The sequence below is a fragment of the Kitasatospora sp. NPDC032757 genome (assembly GCF_055579305.1).
Map to the genome: position 1 here is coordinate 1 of NZ_JBVINN010000019.1, position 24,865 is coordinate 24,865.

Genomic DNA, 24,865 nt, shown 5'->3' on the forward strand with positions numbered 1-24,865 from the left:
TAGTCGCCCGGGGTGGCGGTGGCGTCGTTCGGGAGCGGGCGGCAGCAGCGGAGCCACCCGCTCCCACAGGTCATCCGGCACAAGATCAACAGGCACCCGGACAGCCTGCCGACCAAGATCGCCAGGCGCAAGAGTGCAGTTCAACTCATTCTGAAACGATCAGTAAGTTGCTTCGTGTCGTTCGTGACAACGATCTGAAAGCCGTCCGCTGCCGCACGTGCGTAGAGGTCGACGTCCCTGGTTCCCGCCCAGCCGCTGAGTTCGGCTACGTGCTCAACGACGTGGTGCTTCAGGAGCAGTCGCACGATCCGTGCCATGGGAAGCGGCACATTCTCGTCGAGCAGCAGCTTCAAGACGCTGCCTGCCTGATTTCCGCGTCCTCGTAACTGTCGACGTAGTCGGCGAAGTCCGCTGCGTCGCGCGCTGCCTCTGCTGTGACGCCCGGGTAGTAGTCGCCGATCTGCTCAGGTGGCACGCCGTCCCGTAGGAGAGCGGCAACCTCCGTAGCCGGGATGCGTGTCCCCTCGACGACCGGCTCGCCGCCTCGCACGGCAGGGTCGATGGACACGTGCGGCCGGGGTTCAAGAAGGTCCGGGATTCGTCGACCACCACGGTAGAAAGGCGCAAGCACGTCCACCATGTCGTGGATGACGACATTGCCCTTGCTCCGCACGAGGTCCACTGCGTGGTCCGGGTCTGCCAGATAGATCGTGTCACCGCCCGCGACCAGCCGGTAGGCCGAGAGGTGTTCCCTTTCGTCGAGGCCCTCGCGCAACGTGCTCAGCGCCCGCCTGATCTTCTGGAGGGATGCCTCCTCGCGAAGGCGGACACAGGCTCGGAGAGCGACCACGTCGCGAAAGGAGTAGAGGATCGGACGAGATGCTGAGATCTCCGGCACGAGGACAGCGCCGCGCTCGCCGGTGGCCCGCCGCCAGTGCGACAGCTGCCGCAGAGTCGCACCGGACAACGCAGCAGCCAGTTTGGGCTCGTACGACATGCGGCACCTCCTTGGCTCCAGACGACAATCCGACGCTACTTCATCGTCCCGTACGGGCATCAGGCTCGCCAGCATTTCACCCGGATGAGGCCGCCGAGACGCGCCGCGCTCTCGGGAGCTTCCGCCGTCGGCCGCCGGCGGCGAGTTCGCTGAGGCGCTCGCCGATCACGGAGACGCTGGGTCGGGGCGCCTGGGCGTAGTACCAGGACTTGCGTCGTCGCAGTAGGGCCTCGCCGTGCTCACCCCAGGTGAATCCGGGCTTCCGCAGCAGCTTCCGGAACACCTCATCGACTGTCTCCGGAAACGCGGCGGCCAGTCGGCGGAACGGCAGTGGTGAGATCGACTCCTCGCGCAGGTACGTGCGCAGCAGGTCCTGGTGCCGCCTGCGGCCCGCGAGGGCCGGGTCGGCGAAGAGGTCCCGCAACAGCCCGTAGTCCGCGTAGAAGTTGAGTCCGTCGACCTCGTCGTAGATGACGCCGATGGTGGCCGAGTCCGCAAGATCTTGTGGCAGTTCGAAGAACGGCAGACCCAGGCCAGGGAGCCGCCTGCCTCTGCCGCGGTCGGGCGCCCCGGCGACGGCGGCCTCCTGCCGGTGCCGGTAGTAGGCGTTGAGCCTGGCCTCGGCCTCGGCAGGGGGCAGGACCAGTTCGTCGCCGCCGCAGAATTCGACGAACGCGGCCCGGTCCTCCCGCATCCGCTGCCATCCCTGCTCGATCTTCTCGGGGTTGCGGAAGACCAGTTCGGGTTGGCTGGTGGCCAGGTGTAGCGCGGCCTGGGCGATCTCGGTGGCGCTGGACTTCGGGTAGGACGACATCATCCCGGAGATCAGCCACACACCGTCGGCCGAGTGGATGGACACCAAGCAGGCGAGAAGGAACTGTCCCTTGGACACTCCACGGAAGACCCTCGGCCCGACGTTCGAGTACACGCGGTACTCCAGGTCGTCGACCAGGTTCAGCAGGACGACGCCATCCCCGTCCTTGCGCCGGATCTCGAAGATGCCCTCGACCGGGCCACGCCAGCCGAGCAGCAGCTCCCGATCGACTTCGCTCAAGTCTCGCCGTGAGGCGACGAATCGGTCCACCACGGTGGTACCGCCCGGCAGGCGGTACCGCAGGATGAATTGGTCGGTGATCCGAACCGCCGTACCCTCGTCCAGCCGCCGCTCAGGGCCCGCGGCCTCCAGCAGGAGGGGAGTCAACCACTGGTCGAAGCGAGCGCTCTGCCCGAAGGTGACCAGTTCCCCCTTCAACTCGGCGCTGCGCTCGATGAGATCGCTGAGCGAGCGCTCATCGGTGCCGTGATTCGTGTCCCGTACGGCGATCGCCACGTCGCGCCTTCCTTGCAAGCCGGCTCCGAGGAGAGGTGCGAGCTGCTCAGCCGGCCCAGTGTCGGTAGGCCTCGACCCACTCGGCGCCGCCCGGGGCAGGGGTCGGCATCGGCAGGTCCAGGATCCCGATCCGCTGTCGATCGGGGCCGCGAGAGCACAGTGCGACGATCCGGCCGTCCTGACCAAGGTCGACGCCGCGCACGGTCACCTCGGCCCCGAGAACCGTCGCGTTGAACGGCACCGCGAGGTTCTCCTCGATCATCGTGAACAGGCCGGTCAGTTGCTCGTCCTCGGTGTAGGCGTCGACAGTGGCCTCATTGACCATGGCCTCAAGCTCGGCTTCACCCAGAAAACCCATGGCGCCACGTTAGCGGCCACGCAGGTGACGTCGCCGCGGGTTGCTCGAAACCTCACCTACCAGAGCGCACGCGTAGGGTCGAGGGCATGCGCTTGAGTACAGTGATCCTCCCCGTCCACCGGTGGGGCGAGGGGCAGAAGATCTGGCGGCGGGCCGAGGACATCGGATTCCACGCCGCGTACACGTATGACCACCTCTCGTGGCGGTCCTTCCGCGACGCGCCCTGGTTCGGGGCGGTGCCCACGCTGACGGCCGCAGCGACGGCTACGCAGAGTATGCGTTTGGGTACCCTCGTCACCTCGCCGAACTTCCGCCACCCGGTGACGTTGGCGAAGGAGCTGGTCACGCTGGACGACGTCTCGGGCGGGCGGGTGACGCTGGGGATCGGGGCCGGCGGGACGGGGTTCGACGCGACGGCGATGGGGCAGGAGGCGTGGTCGCCCAAGGAGCGGGCGGACCGGTTCGGGGAGTTCCTGCCGCTGCTGGACGAGCTGCTGCGCAATGACGCCACGACGCGCGAGGGGACGTACTACTCGGCGGTCGAGGCGCGGAACATCCCGGGCTGCGTCCAGCAGCCGCGGGTGCCGTTCTACGTCGCCGCGACCGGGCCGCGCGGGCTGCGGCTGGCGGCGGAGTACGGGCAGGGCTGGGTCACCTACGGCGACCCGCGCGGGCCGGCGGACGTCCCGGTCGAGCAGGCGCCCGCGGTGATCGCGGCGCAGCTGGCGAAGCTGGCGACGGCCTGCGAGGCCACCGGCCGGGACGTCGGCGAGCTGGAGAAGGTGCTGCTCCAGGGGTCGACGGCGGAGAAGCCGCTGCAGTCGCTGGACGCCTTCGTGGACTGGGCGGGTACCTACCAGGAGCTCGGCATCACCGAGCTGGTGATCCACTGGCCCGTGCCGGACTCGATCTTCGAGAACGACCTCGCCGTCTTCGAGAGGATCGCCACCGAGGGCCTCGCCCAGCTGTCCTGACCGAACACGCGGAAGGAGCGCCCACCCGCCGGGTGGGCGCTCCTTCCGCGTGTCCGCCCGCAGGCCGCCTGCGCGGCCGCCGATCCTGCCGCCGACCCGTGCGGAGATGGGGCGGGTGCGATGGATAGGGCGTGGACAGGCGGGTGGTAGCGGCGCCGGTTGCCGGGCGGAACGGCCGTGCCACCGGGAGCCCGGAGGCGCACATGGATGAGGTACATACGCTCCATCTTCGGCTCCGGAATTCGGTACTCGGGCCGGTCGGCGTAGACGCTTTATGCCATGGCATAAAGCGTCTACCCCGGAATCAGTACGACAAATTGCCCTCGGGCTGGTCCCATCGATTCGAACACGGGCGATGTCCGCGCAGGTCAGGACCGGATGGACGGAAGAGGACAACCCGAGATCATCGAGGCGCCCGGGAGGTGAATCCCCGGCCGCCCGTGGACGCGCGCACCACTGCGGCCGCCGGCGGCAGCCCGCCGGACGGCCGCCGTTACGGGTGGGGGCGGGTGCGCTGGGTGGGGAAGGGCGGCGGCGCGGTGGCGCGGCGGCGGGCGATCTCGGCGAGGGTGTCGACGATGATGTCGCCGATCAGGACGGGATCGCGCCGGGTGTCCGGCGTCCACGGCCGGTCCGGGGCGGTGGTCGGTGGGCGCTCGTCTTCGAGGTGGCGAGGTGGCATGGCTCTTCCTGCCGACGGGGTGGCCGTAAGCGGTCATGCCCATCCGCACCGGTAGGGACACCCCGGGTGGGGCCGAATCGGCCGGAAACCTCGGCCCGGGGGCCGAAACGTACGCGATCCCCATACGGGTTGGGGGTATTGTCGGCCGGGTGACGGCTGGCGGGCGGCGGGGTGTGCGGCAGAACGGCGGGCGGGCGACCGCCCGGCTGCTGCTGCTCTGCGCACTGCTGGCCGGACTGTTCCTGATGCACGGCTCGCCGACCTCGGCCGGCGGCTGCCACGAGCCGGAGCCCTCCGCGGCGGTCGCGGCGCCCGTCCTGGTGCAGCACCACGGCGGGCCGGACACCGGCCCGAGCCTGGCCGGGCCGCGGGCGCACGGCGGCGACCGGCCGGCCGTCTCCTGCGTGTCGGCCCGGGACCGGGACGGCGCCCAGCTGCCCGCGCCCGGCCCGCATGCCCTCGCGCCGGCCGCCCTCCCGCTCGCCGCCCTCGCCGGACCGCGCCGCCGGCCGGCCGACGGCCCGCGGGCACCGCCCGCCGCCGGGCGGCACCTGCTGCTCAGGGTGTGCGTCGCACGGACGTGACCGGGCCCGCGCCGGAGCTCCCCGCGAAGGGAGTCCGGGCGCGCCGCGTCCTGCCCGCACACACCGGAAGCGAACCCACCAGATGTCCCTCCCCACCCGTACCCGCCACCGTGCCCTGGCGCTCGCCGCCCTCTCCCTCACCCTGGCCGCCTGCGGCTCCGACGCGATGAGCGGGATGGACCACGGCGCGAGCCCGGCGGCGGCCACGTCGCCCGCCGGCACGGCCGCCGGCGGCCACCAGGGCCACCGGATGCCCGGTGCCGACGCCGCCGGCACCCCTGCCTCCGACACCCCTGCCTCCGACACCCCTGCCGCCGGCACGCCCGCCGGCACCGCCCCCGGGCTCGCCGCCGAGCGGAACGGCTACCGCCTCACCGGCGCCACCGAGACGCTCACCGCCGGCGCCCCCGCCGAGTACCGGTTCGCCGTCACCGGCCCGGACGGCAAGCCGGTCACCGCGTTCCTGACCGACCAGACCAAGCGGATGCACTTCTACGCGATCCGCTCCGACCTGACCGGCTTCCAGCACCTGCACCCCGAGATGGCCGCCGACGGCACCTGGACCGCCCCGCTGGCCGCGCTCACCGCCGGCACCTGGCGCCTCTACGCCTCGTTCGTCCCGGACAGCGGCGCCGGCCGGGGCACCGGCCTGGTGCTCAGCCGGACGGTGACCGTCCCCGGCGAGGGAGCGGCGGCCGCCGCCGAGCTGCCCGCCCCGACCGGCACCGCGACCGTGGACGGGTACACCGTGGCGGTCGCGGGCACCCCGGTCGCCGGGAAGGCGGGCGAGCTGGAGGTCACCGTCAGCAAGGACGGCAAGCCGGTCACCGACCTCCAGCCCTACCTGGAGACCTTCGCCCACCTCACCGCCTTCCACGCCGGCGACCAGGCGTTCGCCCACCTCCACCCGGAGGCGAAGGCCGAGGCGGGCGGCGCCGGCGGACCGACCCTGGCGTTCCATGCCGAGCTGCCGGCGGCCGGGGACTGGCGGCTGTTCCTGCAGTTCCAGACCGGCGGGCAGCTGCACACCGTCGGTCTGACCCTCAGGGCCGGCTGAACCCGTCCGCGCCGGGAGGCCGCCGCAGCAGCGGTGACCTCCCGGCAGCGGTAGGCGAAGATGGACCGGTGACCACACCCCGCACCGCCCCCCGCCTGATCGCCACCGACCTGGACGGCACCCTGCTCTGCTCCGGCGGCACCGTCAGCGAGCGGACCGCCGCCGCCCTCGCCGCGGCCGAGGCGGCCGGCGTGCAGGTGGTGTTCGTCACCGGCCGGCCGCCGCGCTGGATGCAGCAGGTCAGCTCGCACATCGGCGGCCACGGGGTGGCGATCTGCTCGAACGGCGGCGCGGTGGTGGACGTGCGGCGCGGCGAGCTGCTGGAGTCGTCCCCGCTCGACGCCGGGACGGCGCTCGACGTGGTGGCGGCGCTGCGGGCCAAGCTGCCCGGCACCGCGTTCGCCTTCGAGTACCCGGCCGGGTTCGCCCGCGAGCCCCGGTACGAGGTGCCGATGTGGGGCCAGAACGAGGACCACCCGATCGGCCCGGCGGAGGAGCTGCTGGGAGCCGGCGGCCCGGTGCACGGCCTGTTCAAGCTGCTGGCCAAGCACCCGGACCTCGACCCGGACAAGCTGCTCTCCGAGGCCCGCGAGGCGGCCGGCCACCTCGCCGAGATCACCCGCTCCGCGCCGATACCGCTGCTGGAGATCAGCGCGCCCGGCGTCACCAAGGCCAGCACGCTGGCCCGCTGGTGCACCGGGCGCGGGATCGACCGGAGCGAGGTGGTGGCCTTCGGCGACATGCCGAACGACCTGGAGATGCTGGCCTGGGCCGGCACCGCCTACGCCGTCGCCAACGCGCACCCGCAGGTGCTGGCGGCGGTGCCGCTGCACACCGTGAGCAACGAGCAGGACGGCGTCGCGGCGGTGCTGGAGCAGCTGATCGGCCGGTGATCCGGTTACCCGAAACGGCCGTTGACGTAGTCGGAGGTCCGCTGGTCGCGCGGGCTGCCGAACAGCTGCCCGGTCGGGCCGGCCTCGACGATCCGGCCCGGGGTGTCGTGGGTGGCCAGGAAGAACGCGCAGGACTGCGAAACCCGCTGCGCCTGCTGCATGTTGTGGGTGACGATCACGATGGTGAGCCGCCCGCGCAGCTCGGCGACGGTCTCCTCGACTTGCCCCTGCTGCGGTGTGACCGCGGCCCGACGCGTCCACTGCTCCCCCAGTCCGGTACCTCTCCGAGACGGGAGTAAAGCTATGTGTGCACACGAGCGCGCCGGAAGGGCGGGAAATGCACAACTTGCTCCGTTGGCCGGGAAGTTCTCCCTCGTTAAACTTTCACCGACTGCGCACCAACTGCCCGTCTGACCCCCTTCTCCGTTACAGGCAGTTCGAAGACGAGTCGTCGATGACCCGCCCTAGAGGCGGGCCGTCCAACGCACCATCGTCCCCTTCCCGTACGGCCCCGGCTCGTGCCAGGCGTCCCCGCCGAGCACCTCGGCCCGCCGGGTGAGGTTGCGCAGGCCGCTGCGCCGGCCGCCGGGCGGGATGCCGACGCCGTCGTCGGTGACGGTGAGCAGCACTCCGGGGCGCCCGGCGCGGTCCAGCGACTCCGGGTCGCCGCTCACCGGGTGGCCCTCGTCGTCCAGGTGCACGGTCGCGTCGACCTCCACTCCGACCCGCGAGGCCCGGGCGTGGCGGGCCGTGTTGGAGAGCATCTCCCTCAGTGCGGCCAGCAGTTGACGGCTGGTCTTCTCACCGACCAGGCTCTCCACCGGGCCCGTGAACGTCACCGAGGGCTTGAAGCCCAGTGCCGCCGCGGCCTGGCTGCCCTCGCGCAGCACCCTGGTCCGCAGGGTGTCCGGCGCGTCGCCGTGGTTGTCGTGCTGGAGCGCGTAGATGGTGGTGCGGACCTCCTGGATGGTGGCGTCCAGCTCGTCCACCGCATTGCCGATGCCGACCTTCACCTCGGGCACGACGGACCGCCGGGCGGCGCTCTCCAGCATCATCCCGGTGGCGAACAGCCGCTGGATCACCAGGTCGTGGAGGTCACGGGCGATCCGGTCGCGGTCCTGGAAGACGGCGAGCCGCTGCTGGTCCCGCTGGCCCTCGGCGAGCCGCAGGGCGAGCGCGGCCTGCGAGGCGAAGGTCTCGGCGAGCTGCTTCTCCGCGTCGGTGAACGGCAGCGCGCCGCGCGGGCGCCAGACGCAGAGGCCGCCCAGCACCCGGCCGGCGGCGACCATCGGCACCGCCATCGACGGGCCGAAGCTGCGCGCCAGCCGGATCGTCACGGTCGGGTCGCTGGACATGTCGTCCAGGTAGACGCTCTCGCCCCGCAGGAGCCGGGCGGCGAAGCTGTCCTGCGGCAGCAGCTCGCCGCGGACGAACTCGGCCGCCTCGCCGGAGGCGTGGGCGACCCGCATCTGCCCGTCCTCGCCCCCGTCCGCGGTCGGCAGCAGGATCATGCCGAGGGCGGCGTCGGCCAGCTCCCGGACCTGCTCGGCCGCGACGGTCAGCGCGACCTCCGCCTCGTCGGCGGAGAGCAGGGCCGTGGTCACGGCGGACGCACCGGCGATCCAGCGCTCGCGGCGCCGGCCCTCCTCGTAGAGCCGGGAGTTCTCGATCGCGACGCCGGCCGCCGCGGCGAGCGCGTGCACCACCTGCTCGTCCTCGGGGGTGAAGGCGCCGCCGCCCTTCTTCTCGGTGAGGTAGAGGTTGCCGAACACCTCGTCGCGGATCCGGATCGGCTCGCCGAGGAAGGTCCGCATCTCGGGGTGGTGCGCCGGGAACCCGGAGGAGCGGGGGTCGGCGCCGAGTTCGGGGAGGCGCAGCGGCTCGGGCCGGTCGATCAGTGCGCCGAGGATGCCGCGGCCGGCCGGGAGTTCACCGATGGCGGCGGCGGTCGCGTCGTCGATCCCGACGTGGATGAAGTCCGCCAGGCCGTGCCCGCCGGGCGCGATCACCCCGAGCGCCGCGTAGCGGGCGTCGACCAGTTCGGCGGCGCCGGTGGCGATCCGGTGCAGCGTGGCGTGCAGGTCGAGCCCGGCGCCGACCGAGACCACGGCCTCCAGTAGCCGCTGCATCCGGTCGGTGACGGCGGCCGCCGACTGGAGGCGCTCCGCCACCTCGGTGACCAGCGTGTCCAGCCCGAGCGAGGAGATCTCGGGCACCCGGTGGGGCGTCGGGTCCGGTGCCGGGTGGGGTGCGGCGGCGTCGGGCAGGTCGGGCATGGGGTCCATGGGGACGAGCGTAGTTTGTACGGTTTTCTGCCGAAGGACGGCACGACCGTCAGCGCCCGGCCAGGCTCTCCTCCAGCAGCCCGTCCGCCTCCCGCTCGCGCTCCCGCATCGCCCGCAGCCGGCTGCCGGGCTCGGCCAGCAGCGCCGACCAGGTGCCGCGCTCGGCCACCCGGCCGCCGTCCAGCACCAGCACCTCGTCGACGGTGGTGTCGTCCAGGCCGGCCAGTCGGTGGGTGATCAGCACGGTGGTCCGGCCGGCCGTGGCGGCCAGCAGGTCGGCGGTGAGCGCGTCGGCGGTGGGCAGGTCGAGGTGCTCGGCGGGCTCGTCCAGGACGAGCACGGGGAAGTCGGCCAGCAGTGCGCGGGCGAGCGCGAGCCGCTGGCGCTGGCCGCCGGAGAGCCGGGCGCCGTGCTCGCCGACCATGGTGTCCAGCCCGGCCGGCAGGGTGTCGGTCCAGTCGAGCAGCCGGGCGGCGGCGAGCGCCGCGCGCAGCTCGTCCTCGGTGGCGGCGGGCCGGGCGAGGCGCAGGTTCTCCCGGAGCGAGCTGTCGAAGACGTGGGCGTCCTGGGCGCAGAGCCCGATCACCCGGCGGACGTCGTCCCCGGCCAGCTCCCGACTGTCCACAGCCTGTGGACGGCCGGCGGCGAGGGTGACGCTGCCCGCCGTCTGGTCCAGGAACCGCAGCAGTGCCTGGGCCAGCGTGGTCTTGCCGGAGCCGGACGCGCCGACCACGGCGATCCGGCGGCCGGGGGTGAGGTCGAGGTCGACTCCGGCCAGCGCGTCCACCGCCTGCCCGGGGTGCCGGACGGTCAGGCCGCGCACCGCGATCGGCAGCGGCCGCCCGGGCAGCGCCGCCGGGGCGGCGGGTTCGGCGACGACGGCGGGCGCGTCCAGCACCTCGGCCAGCCGCGCCGCGGCGGCCCTGCTGCGCCGGCGGGCCTGCACCGCGAGCGGCATCCCGGTGACCGCTTCGAAGGCGGCCAGCGGGGTCAGCACGACCACCGCCAGGCAGACCGGAGCCAGCGCTCCGGCCTGCACGCCCTGGATGCCGACGGCCGCCGCGCCGGCCACGGTCAGCCCGGTGAGCAGCCCGATCAGCCCGGTGCCGAGCGCGGTGGTGGCGGCCGAGCGGGCGGCCAGCCCGGTCAGCGCGGCGTCGGCGGAGCGGACGGCGGCCAGCCGGCCGGGCAGCGCACCGGCGACGGTCAGCTCGGCCGTCCCGGTGAAGGCGTCGACCACGGCGGTCGCCAGCCGGCCGCGGGCCGGGGCCTGCCGCTGCTCGGCGCCGGCCGACCAGCGGGCGGCGAGTGCGGGCACCACCGCCCCGGCCAGCAGCAGCCCGAGGCCGAGCACCAGGCCGGCGGCGGGCAGGAAGGCGGCCATGGCGGCGACGGCGGCCAGCGACACCACGGCGGCGACGGCGGCCGGCAGCCGCCAGCGCAGGTAGTGGTCCTGGATGGCGTCGACGTCGGAGACCAGCCGGGAGAGCAGGTCGCCGCGGCGGAAGGCGGGCAGCCCGGCCGGGGCGAGCACGGTCAGCCGGCGGTGGACGGCGGCCCGGAGCGTGCCGAGCGTGCGCAGCACGGCGTCGTGCGAGACCAGCCGCTCGGCGTAGCGGAAGACGCTGCGGCCGATGCCGAAGGCGCGGACCGAGGTGACGGCCATCATCAGGTAGAGGACGGGCGGCATCTGGGAGGCGCGGGAGATGAGGTAGCCGGAGGTGGCCATCAGCGCGACGGCGCAGCCGAGGGCGAGCGCGCCGAGCAGCACGGAGAGCGCCAGCCGGGGCTTCACCGGCTCGGTGCCGGGCCCGTCGGTGCCGGTCTCATCGCCGGCCTCCGCGCCGTCCTCCGCGGCCGGCACCGGCCGGCCGCTGTGCGCGAGCACGGGCGGGCGGGCAGCCGCCGGCAGCGTGGGCCCGGCCAGCCGGACCCGCCGGTCGGCGGCCGCCAGCAGCGCCGGCCGGTGGGCGACCAGCAGCACGGTGCGCGCCGGGTCGGCGGCCAGTGCCCGGACGGCCTCCACGACGGCCGCCTCCGACTCGCCGTCCAGGTGGGCGGTCGGCTCGTCCAGCAGCACCAGCGGACGGTCGTCGGCGAGCAGCACCCGGGCGAGCGCCAGCCGCTGCCGTTGGCCGGCCGACAGCCCGGCGCCGTCCTCGCCGAGCACGGTGGCGAGCCCCTTCGGCAGCCGCTGCACGAAGTCGAGCGCGTGCGCGGCCCGCAGCGCCGTCCGCAGCTCGTCCTCGGCGGCGTCCGGTCGGTAGAGCCGCAGGTTGTCGGCGACGGTGCCGGCGAACAGGTGCGGGTGCTGCGGCACCCAGGCGATCTGCCGCCGCCAGCTCGCCGGCTCCAGCTCGGCCAGGTCGTACGCGCGCCCGTCGGCGGCGGTGACGGTGACGCTGCCGGCGTCCGGCACGGTGAGGCCGAGCAGGACGGCGAGCAGGGTGGACTTGCCGGCCCCGCTGGGGCCGGTGAGCGCGGTGGTCTCCCCCGGGCGCAGCGTCAGCGCGGCGCCGTCCAGCGCGGGCGCGGTCCGGCCGGGGAGCAGCACGGTCAGGCCGGCGGCCTCGACGACGGCGCCGCCGAGGGCGGGCGCGGTGACGGTGCCGGCCTCCGGCAGCGGCGTCTCCAGCACCTGGAAGAGCTCGTCGGCCGCGGTCAGCCCCTCGACGCTGGAGTGGTAGAGCGCGCCGACCTGGCGGATCGGGAAGTACACCTCGGGCGCCAGGATCAGGATCAGCAGCCCGGTCTCCAGGTCGAGCGTGCCGTCCACCAGCCGGAAGCCGATGGAGACCGCGACCAGCGCCACCGAGAGGGTGGAGAGGAGCTCCAGCGCGAAGGAGGAGATGAAGGCGATCCGCAGGGTGCGCAGGGTGGCCCGGCGGTAGTCGGCGGTGATCCGGGCGATGCCGGCGGCCTGGGCGCGGGCCCGGTTGAACACCTTGAGGGTGGGCAGCCCGGCGACCACGTCCAGGAAGTGGTGCGAGAGCCGGGAGAGGGTGGCCCACTGCCGGTCCATCCGGGCCTGGGTGGCCAGGCCGATCAGCACCATGAAGAGCGGGATCAGCGGCAGCGTCCCGGCGATGATCGCGGCCGAGGTGAGGTCGGCGCCGACGATCCGCAGCAGCACGATCACCGGGACGACCACGGCGAGCGCCAGCTGCGGCAGGTAGCGGGCGAAGTAGTCGTCGAGCGCGTCGATGCCGCGGGTGGCGAGGGTGGTGAGTTCGCCGGTGCGCCGGCCCGCCAGGTAGGCCGGGCCGAGTGCGGTGGCGTGGTCGAGCAGCCGGCGCCGCAGGGTGGACTTCACCCGGGCGACGGACCGGTGCGCGGTGAGTTCGGTGAGCCAGCCGACCAGCCCCCGCCCGGCCGCGGTGAGCGCCAGCAGCAGCAGCGGGGTGGTCAGCTCGCCGAGCGTGGCCCCCTGCTGGAAGGCGCGGACCACGATCTCGGCGATCAGGCTCGCCTGGGCGACCACCAGGGCCGCGCCCGCCCCGCCGAGGATCACCGATCCGGCGAGGAAGGCACGGGTGGTGCGGGCGTGGCCGAGGAGGCGGGGGTCGACCGGCTTCACGGCGTCAGGCCTGGTCGAGCGCGGCGGCCGGGTCGTGCCCGGGGATGTGCTGGACACCGATCCGCTTGCGGAACACCCAGTACGTCCAGCCCTGGTAGAGCAGCACGAGCGGGGTGAAGACCGCGGCCACGATGGTCATCAGCTTCAGCGTGTACGCCGAGGAGGCCGCGTTGCCGACGGTCAGGCTCCACTCGGCGTTCAGGGTGGAGGGCATCACGTCCGGGAAGAGCGACAGGAAGAGCATCGCCACCGCGGCCACGACGGTCGCCCCGGAGAGGAGGAACGCCCAGCCCTCGCGGCCCACCTGGTTGGCAGCCAGCGCGCCGGCCAGCGCGACGACCGCGGTCACCAGCGCCGCCAGGCTCCAGCCGTTGCCGTTGTCGGCCTGGGTCCAGAGCAGGAAGGCCAGCGCCAGCACCGCCGTCACCAGGCCGAGCCGCAGCGCCGCCGCCCGCGCCCGCTCCCGGATCCCGCCGACCGTCTTGAGCGCGGCGAACAGCGCGCCGTGGAAGGTGAACAGGCTCAGCGTCACCAGACCGCCGAGGAGCGCGTACGGATTGAGCAGGTCCCAGAAGGTGCCGACGTAGTTCTTCTGCGCGTCGATGTCGACGCCGCGGACGATGTTGGCGAAGGCCACGCCCCAGAGGAAGGCCGGGAGCAGCGAGGTCCAGAAGATGGCCTCCTCCCAGTTCCGCTGCCAGCGCGCCTCCGAGCGCTTGGCCCGGTACTCGAAGGCGACTCCGCGGACGATGAGGCAGACCAGGATCACCAGCAGCGGGATGTAGAAGCCGCTGAACAGCGTCGCGTACCAGTCCGGGAAGGCGGCGAAGGTGGCGCCGCCGGCGGTCAGCAGCCAGACCTCGTTGCCGTCCCAGACCGGGCCGATGGTGTTGATCAGGACGCGCCGCTCGGCGGTGTTGCGGGCCAGCGGCTTGGTCAGGATGCCGATGCCGAAGTCGAAGCCCTCTAGGAAGAAGTAGCCGATCCAGAGGACGGCGATCAGGACGAACCAGACGTCGTGGAGTTCCATGGTCAATCGGTCCTATCGATCCTCGGTGGTCCTCAGTGGTTCTCGGTGGTCCGCAGCGGTTCTCAGTACGCGAAGGCGAGCGGCTTGTCGGCGTCGTCCGAGGAGGGGCCGCGCAGCGACGGGTCCTCGGCGGGCGGCTGCTCGGAGGTGACCGGGCCTGCCTTGGCGTACTTGACGAGCAGCCGGACCTCGATGACGGCGAGGACCGCGTACAGCGCGGTGAAGGTGGTCAGCGCGCCGATCTGCATGCCGATGCCGACGTTCGGCGAGACGGCGCTCGCGGTGGTCATCAGGCCGAAGACGGCCCACGGCTGGCGGCCCATCTCGGTGAAGATCCAGCCGAAGCTGTTGGCGATCAGCGGGAACCCCATGGTGAGGATGCCGATCCGCCAGCTCCACTTGGTGAGGAAGGGGCCCAGCTCCCGTTTGGGGGTGAGCATCAGCCTGGGCACCTCGGTGTCGCCGGTGCGGAACTCCGGCGCGAGGAAGCGCCGCTTCCTGGTGGTCCAGAGCCCGATCACGCCGGCCACGAAGGAGGTCATCCCGAAACCGATCATGAGGCGGAAGCCCCAGTAGGTGACGAAGATGCTCGGGATGTAGTCCTTCGGGTCGCCGCCGTACTTGGCGGCCTCCGCGTTGGCGGTGTCGTTGACGCCGGGCACGGACGAGCTGAAGTCGCTGTTGGCGAGGAAGGACAGTATCCCGGGGATCTCCAGCTCCACCGAGTTGTGGCCCTTGCCGACGTCGCCGACCGCGAAGACCGAGAACGGCGCCGGCGCCCGGGTGTCCCAGAGGGCCTCGGCGGCGGCCATCTTCATCGGCTGCTGGCGGAACATCACCTTGGCGAGCGAGTCGCCGCTGAGCGCGGTGCCGAGGCCGAAGACGACGGCGAGGACGAGGCCGAGGCGGAGCGAGGTCCGCATCACGGCGGTCTTCCTGGGGTCGGCGGTGTCCGGCCGGCGCTTGGCCTTCCAGAGGTGGAAGGAGGCGATGCCGACCATGAAGGCCGCGCCGGTGAGGAAGGCCGCGGTCAGGGTGTGCAGTACGACGGTGACGGTGGTGTCCTGGAACAGCACGCGTGTGATGTCGGTCAGCTGCGCCTTGCCGGTGGCCGGGTCGATCGTGTAGCCGGTCGGGTGCTGCATCCAGGAGTTGGCGGCCAGGATGAAGTAGGCGGAGAGCACGGTGCCGAGCGAGACCATCCACATGCAGGCGCAGTGGAGCTTCCTCGGCAGCTTGTCCCAGCCGAAGATCCAGAGCCCGATGAAGGTCGACTCGAAGAAGAAGGCGATCAGCGCCTCCATCGCGAGCGGGGCGCCGAAGACGTCGCCGACGAACCGGGAGTAGTCCGACCAGTTCATGCCGAACTGGAACTCCTGGACGATGCCGGTGACCACGCCCATCGCGATGTTGATCAGGAAGAGCTTCCCCCAGAACTTCGTGGCGTGGAAGTACTTCTCCTTGTTCGTCCGTACCCAGGCGGTCTCCAGCCCGGCCACGATGGCGGCCAGGCTGATGGTGAGCGGGACGAAGAGGAAGTGGTAGACGGTGGTGATGCCGAATTGCCATCGCGCGATGGTCTCGTGAGCGATTGCCAGTTCCACGTCGCCCTCTCTCCAACCGGCCCATAAGGGCATGTTCAGGACAAACTTCATCTATATCCGTAGACCGCTGCACACCAGCGCAAGCTTGTCCGCTTGTGAACGTGAACACGTTCACAAGCTCAGTATCCATCATGCTTACGAGTGGTTTGCAGGCGGGGTGGGATTGACCGGCGGTGCCGTGCGCACAGTCTGCGGAGCCGCCCGTGGGCGCCACAACGAGCGGCCGGGCGAGTGTCGCGGCGATCTTGGACGATCCGGCGCTTGACAGGCGCCGGACCGTCCTCTTGGTACTAGTGGCTGCCGTACGGCCGGGTGATGATCTCCAGACCGTGACCGGCCGGGTCGAGGAAGTACAGCCCCCGACCGCCGTGGTGGTGGTTGATCTCGCCGGGCAGCTTCAGCTGCGGGTCGGCGTAGTAGGCGATGCCGTCCGCCTCGATCCGGGCGAAGGCCGCGTCGAACTCCTCGTCCGAGACGAGGAACGCGTAGTGCTGCAGGACGATCGACTCCGCCGGCACCGTCGCGAAATCGAGGGTGACGCCGTTGTCCGTGGCCACGGGGACGAACGGCCCCCACTCCGCCCCGACCTCAAGGCCGAGGATTCCCGCCAGGAACTCGGCTGACTCCCGGTTGTCCCGGGCGTGGACGATCGTGTGATTGAACTGGACTGCCATGCTTCGAATGCCTCCGTAAGGCACTCACGGGCTACCTCCATGCCTCACCCGGACGGTGACCGACACGCGATGCCGTACCACCGATCCTAGAACGGACCCCGGGCTCCCCCGCAAGGGCCGGTTCCGGCCCGTGCCAGACTCCTTCCCGTGCGGACGATGCAGACGATCATCGAGTCAATGGCCGGGCAACTGGCCGGAGTGCCGGGCGTGGTGGGCGTGGCGCTCGGCGGCAGCCGGGCCCGCGGGGAGCACCGGCCGGAGTCGGACTGGGACCTCGGCGTCTACTACCGCGGCGCGCCGGACCTCGACGCGCTGCGCGAGCTCGCCGGCCCCGGCGTCGAGGTGGCCGGCCCCGGCGCGTGGGGGCCGTGGGTCGACGGCGGGGCCTGGCTGGAGGTCGACGGGACGGCGGTGGACTGGATCCTGCGCGACCTCGACCGGGTCGGCCGGGTCTGGACGGACTGCCGCGCCGGCCGCTACGAGGTCGGCATCCAGGCCGGACACCCGCTCGGCTTCTGGTCGCCGTGCTACCCGGGCGAGCTCGCGGTCGGCCGCATCCTGGCCGACCCGAGCGGCGAACTGGCAGCACTGCAGGCGGAGTTGGCCGAGTACCCCGAGCCGCTGCGGGCCGCGCTGACCGCGAGCACCTGGGAGGCGGAGTTCCTGCTCGCCGGAGCGGCCAAGGGCGCGGCCCGGGCGGACACGCTGTACGTCGCGCTCTGCCTCTCGCGCGCCGTCGGCATCCTGGTCCAGGCCCTGCACGCGGACGCGCGCCGCTGGTGCCTCAACGAGAAGGGGGCCTTCGACGTCGCCGCGGGCCTGCCCGCCGCCCCGGCAGGCTTCGGGCCTCGTGCCCGCCGCCTTCTCGCCGCCCCGGGCGGCACCCGGGAGGAGCTGACGGCCACCGTCGCCGACGCCCGCACCCTGGTCGCCGACACCGTCGCCGCGCTCCGGGCAGGCCCGCAGGCGTAGCCCCCGGCAGCCCTTCGACGTCCGGCCTCCCGGCGACGCCCGGACGCGTCCTACGGCCGCCCCAGCAGCTGGGTGCCGGCGGCGGAGGGGCTGCGGGCGGTGAAGTAGTCGGTGAAGCCGCGGAGGAACTCCGCCTCGGTGATGGTGCCGTCCCCGTCCACGTCCAACTGCCGGAAGCCGTGCGAGAGGTCGGCGGGGTGGACGCGGGGGCCGCCGAACACGGCGCGGTACTCGGCGGCGTCGAGGGTGCCGTCGCCGTCGGTGTCGGCGGCGGTGAAGACGGCGCGCAGCGCGGGCAGCAGGCCGCGTTCGAGGTAGTCGGGGTCGCGGTCGCAGCCCGCCAGGGTGGCGGCGACGAACTCGCCCCGGCCGATCCGCCCGTCGCCGTCGGCGTCCATGGTCGAGCGGAGCTGCTCCCACCAGCCGTCGAAGGCGGCGCGGACGCGGCCCTCGGCGTCCTCCGTGAGCTCCAGCTGCCAGCAGACGTTGTGCGCCATGGCCTGGAGGTCGGGTGCGGTGAGGTAGCCGTCGCCGGTCTGGTCGAGGACCTGGTCGAAGAAGCGGTCCAGCCGGGGCGGCCGGGTGTCCCGCCGGGGCGGCCGCCGCCGCTGCGCCGGAACCGGCGGCCGCTGGAAGCGGTAGCGGCGCCGCTCGGGCAGCCGGGTCATCAGCGCCCGCCCGCCGTGGTGCAGCAGCCGGGAGAGGAGGGCCGCGCGGCGGGTGCGGACGAGGCCGAAGCGCTCGCGGTAGACGGCGGGGAGGTCGGCGACGGTGAGGGTGGTGACGACCCGGGCGGCAACCGCCCGCAGCAGCCGCCAGCCGACCGGCCCGAGCCAGTGCAGCCGCCGCGGGCAGGGCGCCTCGTGCAGCATCTCGTACAGCAGGTGGCGGGCCTGGTCGGTGAACTCCAACTGCTCGCGCACCATCGTGCGGAAGTAGCCGGGCAGTTCGGCCGCCGTGCGCGGCAGCGAGCCCTCCGGCAGCCGGAACGCGGCGATGGTCGCCGTGAACTCCCCGTACACCGACTCCAGTTCGTCCGCCGCATACGGGTCCCCGCTCAACTCCCGCATGGTGACGACGGATTCGAAGAGGGTGAGCAGCACCCAGGCCCGGGTGGCCGGGTCTTCGGCGTCGTACGGCCGGCCGCCCGGCGCGGTGCCGCGGATGCGCCGGTGGGCCCGGTCGAGGCGCCCGACCTCGCGGTGGAGCGCCTCCTCGTCCGCCTGGAAGAGCCGCTGGCCGCTGCCCATGGTGTGTTCGACCCGCCGCCACGGGTGGCCGCGGTAGGTGGAGTGCTCGGTCATCCCGGCCGAGACCACCGGGTGGGAGGCCTGGAGGACCAGCAGCCGCCAGGCGACGAGCGCGATCCGCCATTCGCTGAGATCCCGGCGGAAGGAAGCGCTCGGCCCGGACGACGACAGTGGCATGGAAAAGCCCCCGTGATTCTGTGAGTTTCCGCGTCGGCGGCGGCCTTCCCGCTGGCTCGACGGCGAAACTCCGACAGAATTAGACGGATTTACCTACCGACTGCGGCTACTGACCCTGGGCCAGCCCCTCCAGCTCCACGAGATCCTCCGGCGCCAGCCGCAGCGAGGCCGCGGCCACGTTCTCCTCCAGATGGGCCGGGGAGGAGGTGCCCGGGATGGCCAGGACCGTCGGCGAGACGGAGAGCAGCCAGGCCAGCATCACCTGGGCGCGGGTGGCGCCGTGCCGGTCGGCGACACGCTGGAGCGCCGGGTGCTCGGGCACACCCGTGCCGCCGAGCGGAAAGAAGGGCACGAAACCGATGCCCTTGGCCTCGCACGCCGCCAGCACCCCGTCGCCGTGCTCGGTGTCCAGGACGCTGAACTTGTTCTGCACCGCGACCACCGGCGCGATCGCCTCCGCCTCGGCGAGCTGGGCCTCGTTGACGTTGCTGACGCCGAGGTGCCGGATCAGCCCCTCCTCGCGCAGCTCGGCCAGGGCGGCGAAGGGCTCGCTGATCGACGACTGGCTGGGCATCCGCCGCAGGTAGACCAGGTCGAGCCGGTCCACGCCCAGCTCGCGGAGGTTGCGGTGGACGGCCTCGCGCACCTCGGCCGGGCCGGCCGGGTACATCCAGGTGCCGTCGGGGTACCGGCCCGGGCCGACCTTGGTGGCGATCACCAGGTTCTCGGGGTACGGGTGCAGGGCCTCACGGATCAGGTTGTTGGCGAAGAGGTCCTTGTAGAAGTAGAACCAGGCGGTGTCGATGTGGTCGACACCGAGCTCGACCGCCCGGCGCAGCACGGCGCGGCTCTGCTCGGGGTCGCAGGCCGGGCCCTGCCAGTCCCGCATCGGCAGCTTCATCGCGCCGAAGCCCATCCGGGTCACCGGCAGGTCGCCGCCGAGGAGCAGGGAGCCGGATGCGGTGAGATGAGGTGAGGTCGTCATGGCATCAAGCCTCCGGTCCGCTCGCCAACCGGCCGTCCGATCTGGCAGCTTGCTGCCATGAGTACTGATCGGATCATCACGCTGCACGGCGAGCAGGAGCTCGTCCGGCAGGCCGGCCACCTCTTCGTCGGCTCCCGCGAGGAGTTCCTGGTCGCGGCCGCCGACCTGATGACCTGGTCCACCGGCGTCAACGCCGCCTTCCGCGAGGGCAAGCGGCCGCACGTCGTCCCAGGTCTCACCATGCGCAAGCTGTACACCCGGCGGGCGCTGGCCGACCCGGAGTCGGAGCGGCGGCTGCTGCGGATCGCCGCCTCCGGCGTCGAAATCCGGATCTGCGACGGGCCGCTGGCCCGCGAGGCGATCATCATCGACCGGCGCACCGCGATCCTGGCCGGCGCCCCGGTGCGCGGCGTCCGGACGTACACCGTGGTGAGCTCGCCGGAGGTCGTCGACGGCGTGCGCTCGCTGTTCCGTGCCACCTGGGAGACCGCCACCGAACTCGCCGACTGCGCCCGCCCGCCGCACCTCACCGAGCAGGCCCGGCACATCCTCCGCACCCTCGCCGCCGGCCACACCGACGAGACCGGCGCCCGGCTGCTCGGGCTCTCGCTGCGCACCTACCGCCGTCGCGTCGCCGAGGTCATGACCGCCCTCGGCGCCACCTCCCGCTTCCAGCTGGGCCTGCTGGCCCAGGGCCTGCGGGAGGAGTGAGTCAGTCCCGCCGCCCGCCGGTGACCCCGGGACCGATCGCGAACCCCTTCGCCGGCCCCTCCGGGATCACGGCCTCCTCGCCGGCCCGCAGTTCACCCGATCAGGTGGTTTACCGCTGCCACAGCTCCGCATGAAACGCCGCGGGGGAGGCCGGATCACCGGCCTCCCCCGCGGGGTTGGGTTCGCGGCCGCCTCCCGATCGGGCGCGAACGGATGGTCAGGCGGGCTGGCCGGCCTTGCGGCGGGAGACGTAGACGGCGGCGGCGCCCAGGCTGATGGCGAGGCCTGCACCCAGGGCGAGGTACGGGGTGGCCGGGTTGGAGCCGGTGTCGGCGAGCTCGGCCCCCGTCGCGGTCGACGCGGTGGTCGACGCGGTGGTCGAGGACGTGGTCGAGGACGTGGTCGAGGTGGTGTTCCTGACACCGGTCTTCGCGGCGGTCGTCGTGGTCGACGACGTGGTGCCGGCGGCCGTGGTGCCGGCGGCCACGGCCGTGGTGTCGGCGACCGGGGTGACGGCGGCGGGCGGCTGCTGGGCCGCGGGGGCCGGATCGGTGCCCTTGGCGGGCTGCTGCGCGGCGGCGGCCCTGGCGTCGGCGAGCGCCTTGTCGGCGGCCGTCTTGGCGGCGGACGCGGCCTTCGTGGCCTCGCTCAGCGTGTGCAGCTTCCGGAGCTCGGCGACCCTGGCGTCGTCGAGGGCGTTGACGGCGGCGGTCCTGGCCTTCTCCGCGGCGACGTTGGCGGTGTCGGCGGCCTTGGCCGCCTCGGTGGCCTTGTACAGGCGGGTCAGGATGGCGACCCGCTCGTCCTCCGGGGTCGCCGGGTCGTCGAGCTTGGAGGTGGCGGCCTTGGCGTCGGCGAGCGCCTTGTCGGCGGCGGCCTTGGCGGCGGCGGTCTCCTTGGCGGCGGCCCGAGCCTCTTCGAGCTTGCCCAGGTAGGGCTGCGAGTCGTTCAAGAAGGCCTTGACCTTGGCCTGCTGCGCGGCCTCGGCGGCGGCGGCCGTGTCGTACGCCTTGGCGGCGTCGGCGGCGGCCTGCTCCAGGGCGGCGATGGACACGTCGTCCTGGGCCTGGGCCGACGCCGCGAAGGCGGGTGCCGCGGAGAACACAGCGGCGGGCGAGATCACTGCGGCGACCATGGCGGCCGAGACCAGCGTACGGCGGAGGTTCACGGGGATCCCTTTCGGATCGTGGAACAGCAAAAGCCGTTGTGAGAACGGTGGTTACCGCTCAGCGGCTTGATCATATGCAGACGGATTCCGTACGCTCCATGCCGACTTCCGGCAATGAGAACGGCCTCCGGACTTCCCGATCCGTGACGGGACCGACGACCTGCCTGCCGGTCATGCCCGGCCCCTCCGCGCAGGACCGCAACCCGGCCCCTCCGCGCGGCCCCTCAGCGCTGGTGCGGAAGCTCCACGCGGAAGGTCGCGCCGGCGCCGGGGGCGGTGTGGAGGGTGAGGGTGCCGCCGTGGGCGTGGGTGAGGGCGGTGGCGATGGCGAGACCGAGGCCGGCGCCGCCGCCCTCGTGGCGGCTGCGGGAGGCGTCGACGCGGTAGAAGCGGTGGAAGACCAGGGCGGCCTGGTCGGCGGTGAGGCCGGGGCCGGAGTCGGCGACCTCCAGGAGGCAGAGCCCGCCCGCGGTGCCGACGCCGATCCGCACCGGGGTGCCGGGCGGGGTGTGCTTGACGGCGTTGCCGACCAGGTTGGTGACCACCTGCCGCAGCCGGGCCTCGTCGCCGAGCACGGGCGCCGGGCCGGGGGCGCCGGTGCCGGCCGGGCCGGTGAGGGCGACCGGGCGGGACGGGTCGAGGGCGGTGAGGTCGTGCAGGGCGTCCGCGGCGAGGGTGCGCAGGTCCATCGGGGCGAGGTCGAGCGGGCGTTCCTCGTCGAGCCGGGCGAGCACCAGCAGATCCTCGACCAGGGTGCCCATCCGGACGGCCTCGCTCTCGATCCGGAACATCGTCCGCTTGACGTCGGCGTCGGTGGGCAGCGCGCCCATCCGGTACAGCTCGGCGAAGCCGCGGATGCCGGCGAGCGGGGTGCGCAGCTCGTGCGAGGCGTCGGCGACGAACCGCCGCATCCGGGCCTCGGACTCGGCGCGGGCGGCGAACGCGGCCTCGATCTGGGTGAGCATGCCGTTGAGCGCGATGGAGAGCCGGCCGACCTCGGTGCGCGGCGGGAGCGCGGGCATGCGGTGGGAGAGCTCGCCGGAGGCGATCAGCTCGGCGCCCTCCTCGATCCGGCGCAGCGGCCGCAGACCGGCCCTGACGGCGAAGAAGCCGAGCGCCCCGATCAGGACCAGCACCGCTCCGCCGATCGCCAGGAACGCGGCGCGCAGCCGGCCGACGGTGGCGTCGATGTCCTCGCGGGAGACGGCGACCATCAGGTACGAGGCGGTGGGGGCCGGCGCGGCGAAGGCGCTGGCGGGGGCGGGGGGCCGCTGAAGCGGCAGGACCAGCGCCCGCCAGGTGCGGTTGCCGCGCTGGTCGGGCAGGTCGAAGGGGGTGTCGGCGGTGGAGGCGGCCGGGTCGAGGCCGGTCAGCTGGGGCGCGGGGTCGTTCTCGGAGACGGGTTGGCGGACGACCTGCTGCACCTTGCCGTCGGCCGAGAGGTACTGGACGAAGTACTGGCTGGGCAGTGCCGCCAGGTAGTTGGGGGCCCCCCGCTTGCCGGTGACCGCCGGCTGCCTGTTCTCGGGCCAGGTGACCCGCCCGGGGGCGCGCTTCGACAGCGGCTCGGCGAAGCGCTGGAGCTGTTCGTCGAGCCGCTGCACCAGCTGCACCCGGACGGTGCCGAGCACGACGGTGTCGCTGACGGCGAGCCCGGTGGTGACCAGGGCGAGCACCAGGACGAGCAGCCGGGCGCGCAGGGACAGCCGGGTGAGCATCGGCATCGGGGCGGGGCCGTCAGTTCTGCGGGGGTCGGCGCATCGCGTAGCCGATGCCGCGCACGGTGTGGATGAGCTTGGGGCCGTGCGCGGAGCCGGAGTCGAGCTTGCGGCGCAGGTAGGAGATGTAGGACTCGACGATGGAGAGGTCGCCGCCGAAGTCGTACGCCCAGACGTGGTCGAGGATCTGCGCCTTGGAGACCACCCGGCCGACGTTGGCCATCAGGTAGTGCAGCAGCTTGAACTCGGTGGGCGAGAGCGCGACCGGGGTGCCGCCGCGGGTGACCTCGTGGGCCACCGGGTCGAGGGTGAGGTCGGCGACGACCAGCCGGCCGTCCTCGGCGGGGCCGCCGGCCCGGCGCAGGATGGCCCGGATCCGGGCGATCAGCTCCTCCAGGCTGAACGGCTTGGTGACGTAGTCGTCGGCACCGGCCGCCAGGCCCTGGACCTTGTCGCCGACGCCGTCCTTGGCGGTGAGGAAGAGCACCGGCAGGTGGTCGCCGGGGTGGCCGTGGGCGGGGCCGGCGATCTGGCCGCGGCTGGTCTGCTCGCGCAGCCGCTCGACCACGGTGAAGCCGTCGAGGTCGGGGAGCATGACGTCGAGGACGACCAGGTCCGGGCGCTCGACGGCGATCAGTTCGAGCGCCTCGGTGCCGCTGGCGGCGGAGGCGACCCGGAAGCCGGAGAACCGCAGCGAGGCGGAGAGCAGCTCGCGGATGTTGGGTTCGTCGTCGACGACGAGGAGGAACGCCTCGCCCGGGCCGCCGGCCACCGCGGAGGTTCCTGGTGTGGACACAGTGCCTTGCACGGGGGTTCCGCCTCCCGGTCGGACGATGGCGTTCAGCTTGAGGCTAGCCCGGGGAGGCTATGCGCCATCGATGAATGTTGGATTAACACCTTATCGGGCGGATTTGGGCCGACGGGCCCGCAGGGCCGGGCTGGGTGGTGTGCGCACAGGCTCGACGGCCCCCGGCGCGGAGCCGGCACGGGCCTCGACGGCCCCCGGCACGGAGCCCGCACAGGCCTTACCGGCCCGGGCGCGGGCCGGAGGGCGCGCCACGAGGCGCCCCCGGATCGGGAAAAACGCGCGGCCCGGCCGCCGGAGGTGTTCGGCCGGGCCGCGCGGACGTCCGGAGACTGCGGGGTCAGCCGCCGGACGATCCTCGGGTGCCACCTCCGCCGCCGAAGCCCCCACCAGCGCCGCCGCCGAAGCCGCCCGCCCCGCCGAAGCCGGTCGCGCCCTCGACGAGCTGGGTGGCGTTGTAGCCGCCGTCGGCGCCCGGGGTGCCGACCACGGTGACGCTCTGGCCGGGCTGCAGGTCGGTGACCTTGCCCTCCTTGTTGAGCTGGACCTTGGTGGCGTCGCCGGTGGTCACCTTGACGGTCTTGCCGTTGGCGTCGGTCAGGTAGACGGTGGTGCCGTCGACGGCCTTGACCGTGCCGCGGGTGAAGCCGCCCTGCCCGCCGCCCTGGCCGCCGCCCTGTCCCTGGCCCTGGCCGCCGTTGCGGCGGGAGCCGTTCTGCCCGGGACCGGCCGTGCCCCCGGACGCCCCGGCCCGCTGCTGCTGCCCGCCCGCGGCCACCGCCTTGCCGGAGCCGCCGGACCCGTGGCCCTGCTGGTACCAGACGCCGCCGGCGAACGCCGCCGTGGCGATCACCGCGCCCGCCAGCGCGAGGGTCAGCCAGGGCAGCTTCCGGCGCGGCGGCGCGGCCAGCTCGGCGGTGACGTCCCGGGCTCCCCCAGCCTCCGGCCGGGGGGACCCCCATGGCGGGGTGGCGAGCAGGACGACCTGCTCGGCGGGGGTGCCCGGGGTCACCGGGGCGATCTCGTTGCTCATG

The 24,865-nt window shown here is 73.2% G+C and carries 23 protein-coding genes; 6 read left to right on the forward strand and 17 right to left on the reverse strand.

From position 1 onward, the window contains the following. Positions 1-140: 140 nt before the first annotated feature. The 4 genes from ACZ5WK_RS21420 to ACZ5WK_RS21435 form a co-directional block, all read right to left on the reverse strand. Entirely contained in the window at positions 141-353 is a 213-nt protein-coding gene (locus tag ACZ5WK_RS21420) for a DUF5615 family PIN-like protein (protein WP_465548979.1), read from the reverse strand. Continuing rightward, positions 350-997, reverse strand: coding sequence for a DUF433 domain-containing protein (locus ACZ5WK_RS21425; protein WP_035847110.1), 648 nt, complete (start codon positions 995-997; stop codon positions 350-352). The genes ACZ5WK_RS21420 and ACZ5WK_RS21425 overlap by 4 nt, the downstream gene beginning before the upstream one ends. Positions 998-1,073: 76 nt before the next feature. After that, on the reverse strand, positions 1,074-2,327 hold the full coding sequence (locus ACZ5WK_RS21430; protein WP_465548981.1) for a hypothetical protein: 1,254 nt from the start codon (positions 2,325-2,327) through the stop codon (positions 1,074-1,076). Between the two features lie 46 nt (positions 2,328-2,373). Continuing rightward, positions 2,374-2,685 (reverse strand): calcium-binding protein, encoded by a 312-nt coding sequence (locus ACZ5WK_RS21435; RefSeq protein WP_465548983.1) that lies wholly within the window; start codon positions 2,683-2,685, stop codon positions 2,374-2,376. A gap of 86 nt (positions 2,686-2,771) precedes the next feature. Here ACZ5WK_RS21435 and ACZ5WK_RS21440 point away from each other — a divergent pair, with 86 nt between their 5' ends. Next, the gene (locus ACZ5WK_RS21440) at positions 2,772-3,659 is read left to right on the forward strand and encodes an LLM class flavin-dependent oxidoreductase (RefSeq protein WP_465548985.1); all 888 of its coding nucleotides are present in this window, start codon (positions 2,772-2,774) and stop codon (positions 3,657-3,659) included. Between the two features lie 493 nt (positions 3,660-4,152). On the opposite strand, the gene ACZ5WK_RS21445 is transcribed toward ACZ5WK_RS21440, so the two are convergent. After that, the gene (locus ACZ5WK_RS21445; protein ID WP_396322864.1) at positions 4,153-4,341 is read right to left on the reverse strand and encodes a hypothetical protein; all 189 of its coding nucleotides are present in this window, start codon (positions 4,339-4,341) and stop codon (positions 4,153-4,155) included. 149 nt (positions 4,342-4,490) lie between these two features. Here ACZ5WK_RS21445 and ACZ5WK_RS21450 point away from each other — a divergent pair, with 149 nt between their 5' ends. The 3 genes from ACZ5WK_RS21450 (at position 4,491) to ACZ5WK_RS21460 (ending at position 6,875) form a co-directional block, all read left to right on the forward strand. Beyond that, complete coding sequence (locus tag ACZ5WK_RS21450) at positions 4,491-4,925, forward strand: hypothetical protein (protein ID WP_465548987.1); 435 nt, start codon at positions 4,491-4,493, stop codon at positions 4,923-4,925. 82 nt (positions 4,926-5,007) lie between these two features. Then, on the forward strand, positions 5,008-5,982 hold the full coding sequence (locus tag ACZ5WK_RS21455) for a hypothetical protein (RefSeq protein ID WP_465548989.1): 975 nt from the start codon (positions 5,008-5,010) through the stop codon (positions 5,980-5,982). A gap of 68 nt (positions 5,983-6,050) precedes the next feature. After that, positions 6,051-6,875, forward strand: a complete 825-nt coding sequence (locus ACZ5WK_RS21460) for an HAD family hydrolase (RefSeq protein WP_465548991.1) — start codon at positions 6,051-6,053, stop codon at positions 6,873-6,875. A gap of 5 nt (positions 6,876-6,880) precedes the next feature. On the opposite strand, the gene ACZ5WK_RS21465 is transcribed toward ACZ5WK_RS21460, so the two are convergent. The 6 genes from ACZ5WK_RS21465 to ACZ5WK_RS21490 form a co-directional block, all read right to left on the reverse strand. Next, a complete protein-coding gene (locus tag ACZ5WK_RS21465) occupies positions 6,881-7,054 on the reverse strand; it encodes a hypothetical protein (protein ID WP_465548993.1) in 174 nt (57 codons plus the stop codon). A 285-nt stretch (positions 7,055-7,339) separates the two neighbouring features. Beyond that, entirely contained in the window at positions 7,340-9,151 is a 1,812-nt protein-coding gene (locus ACZ5WK_RS21470; RefSeq protein WP_465549199.1) for a sensor histidine kinase, read from the reverse strand. A 58-nt stretch (positions 9,152-9,209) separates the two neighbouring features. Beyond that, complete coding sequence (cydD, locus tag ACZ5WK_RS21475) at positions 9,210-12,737, reverse strand: thiol reductant ABC exporter subunit CydD (protein ID WP_465548995.1); 3,528 nt, start codon at positions 12,735-12,737, stop codon at positions 9,210-9,212. A gap of 4 nt (positions 12,738-12,741) precedes the next feature. Beyond that, positions 12,742-13,767 (reverse strand): cytochrome d ubiquinol oxidase subunit II, encoded by a 1,026-nt coding sequence (gene cydB / locus ACZ5WK_RS21480; protein ID WP_465548997.1) that lies wholly within the window; start codon positions 13,765-13,767, stop codon positions 12,742-12,744. 62 nt (positions 13,768-13,829) lie between these two features. After that, entirely contained in the window at positions 13,830-15,371 is a 1,542-nt protein-coding gene (locus tag ACZ5WK_RS21485) for a cytochrome ubiquinol oxidase subunit I (RefSeq protein ID WP_465548999.1), read from the reverse strand. A 290-nt stretch (positions 15,372-15,661) separates the two neighbouring features. After that, entirely contained in the window at positions 15,662-16,045 is a 384-nt protein-coding gene (locus tag ACZ5WK_RS21490) for a VOC family protein (protein ID WP_465549001.1), read from the reverse strand. Positions 16,046-16,201: 156 nt separating this feature from the next. On the opposite strand from ACZ5WK_RS21490, the gene ACZ5WK_RS21495 reads away from it, so the two are divergent. Then, the gene (locus ACZ5WK_RS21495; protein ID WP_465549201.1) at positions 16,202-17,017 is read left to right on the forward strand and encodes a nucleotidyltransferase domain-containing protein; all 816 of its coding nucleotides are present in this window, start codon (positions 16,202-16,204) and stop codon (positions 17,015-17,017) included. A 50-nt stretch (positions 17,018-17,067) separates the two neighbouring features. On the opposite strand, the gene ACZ5WK_RS21500 is transcribed toward ACZ5WK_RS21495, so the two are convergent. Together ACZ5WK_RS21500 and ACZ5WK_RS21505 are read right to left on the reverse strand one after the other, a co-directional pair. Next, positions 17,068-18,444: an oxygenase MpaB family protein gene (locus ACZ5WK_RS21500; RefSeq protein WP_465549003.1), complete on the reverse strand. Its 1,377-nt coding sequence runs from the start codon at positions 18,442-18,444 to the stop codon at positions 17,068-17,070. 106 nt (positions 18,445-18,550) lie between these two features. After that, positions 18,551-19,429 (reverse strand): aldo/keto reductase, encoded by an 879-nt coding sequence (locus ACZ5WK_RS21505; RefSeq protein ID WP_465549005.1) that lies wholly within the window; start codon positions 19,427-19,429, stop codon positions 18,551-18,553. Positions 19,430-19,486: 57 nt separating this feature from the next. On the opposite strand from ACZ5WK_RS21505, the gene ACZ5WK_RS21510 reads away from it, so the two are divergent. Continuing rightward, on the forward strand, positions 19,487-20,140 hold the full coding sequence (locus ACZ5WK_RS21510) for a helix-turn-helix transcriptional regulator (RefSeq protein ID WP_465549007.1): 654 nt from the start codon (positions 19,487-19,489) through the stop codon (positions 20,138-20,140). Positions 20,141-20,357: 217 nt separating this feature from the next. Here ACZ5WK_RS21510 and ACZ5WK_RS21515 read toward each other — a convergent pair whose 3' ends face one another. From ACZ5WK_RS21515 to ACZ5WK_RS21530, 4 genes are all read right to left on the reverse strand, one after another. Then, positions 20,358-21,308: an LAETG motif-containing sortase-dependent surface protein gene (locus tag ACZ5WK_RS21515; protein ID WP_465549009.1), complete on the reverse strand. Its 951-nt coding sequence runs from the start codon at positions 21,306-21,308 to the stop codon at positions 20,358-20,360. A gap of 224 nt (positions 21,309-21,532) precedes the next feature. Next, positions 21,533-23,032 (reverse strand): sensor histidine kinase, encoded by a 1,500-nt coding sequence (locus ACZ5WK_RS21520; protein ID WP_465549011.1) that lies wholly within the window; start codon positions 23,030-23,032, stop codon positions 21,533-21,535. Positions 23,033-23,045: 13 nt separating this feature from the next. Further along, a complete protein-coding gene (locus ACZ5WK_RS21525) occupies positions 23,046-23,822 on the reverse strand; it encodes a response regulator transcription factor (RefSeq protein WP_465549013.1) in 777 nt (258 codons plus the stop codon). A 349-nt stretch (positions 23,823-24,171) separates the two neighbouring features. Further along, positions 24,172-24,864 carry a hypothetical protein gene (locus tag ACZ5WK_RS21530; RefSeq protein ID WP_465549015.1) on the reverse strand — a complete coding sequence of 231 codons (693 nt, stop codon included), beginning with the start codon at positions 24,862-24,864 and terminating at the stop codon, positions 24,172-24,174. Position 24,865 lies beyond the last annotated feature (1 nt).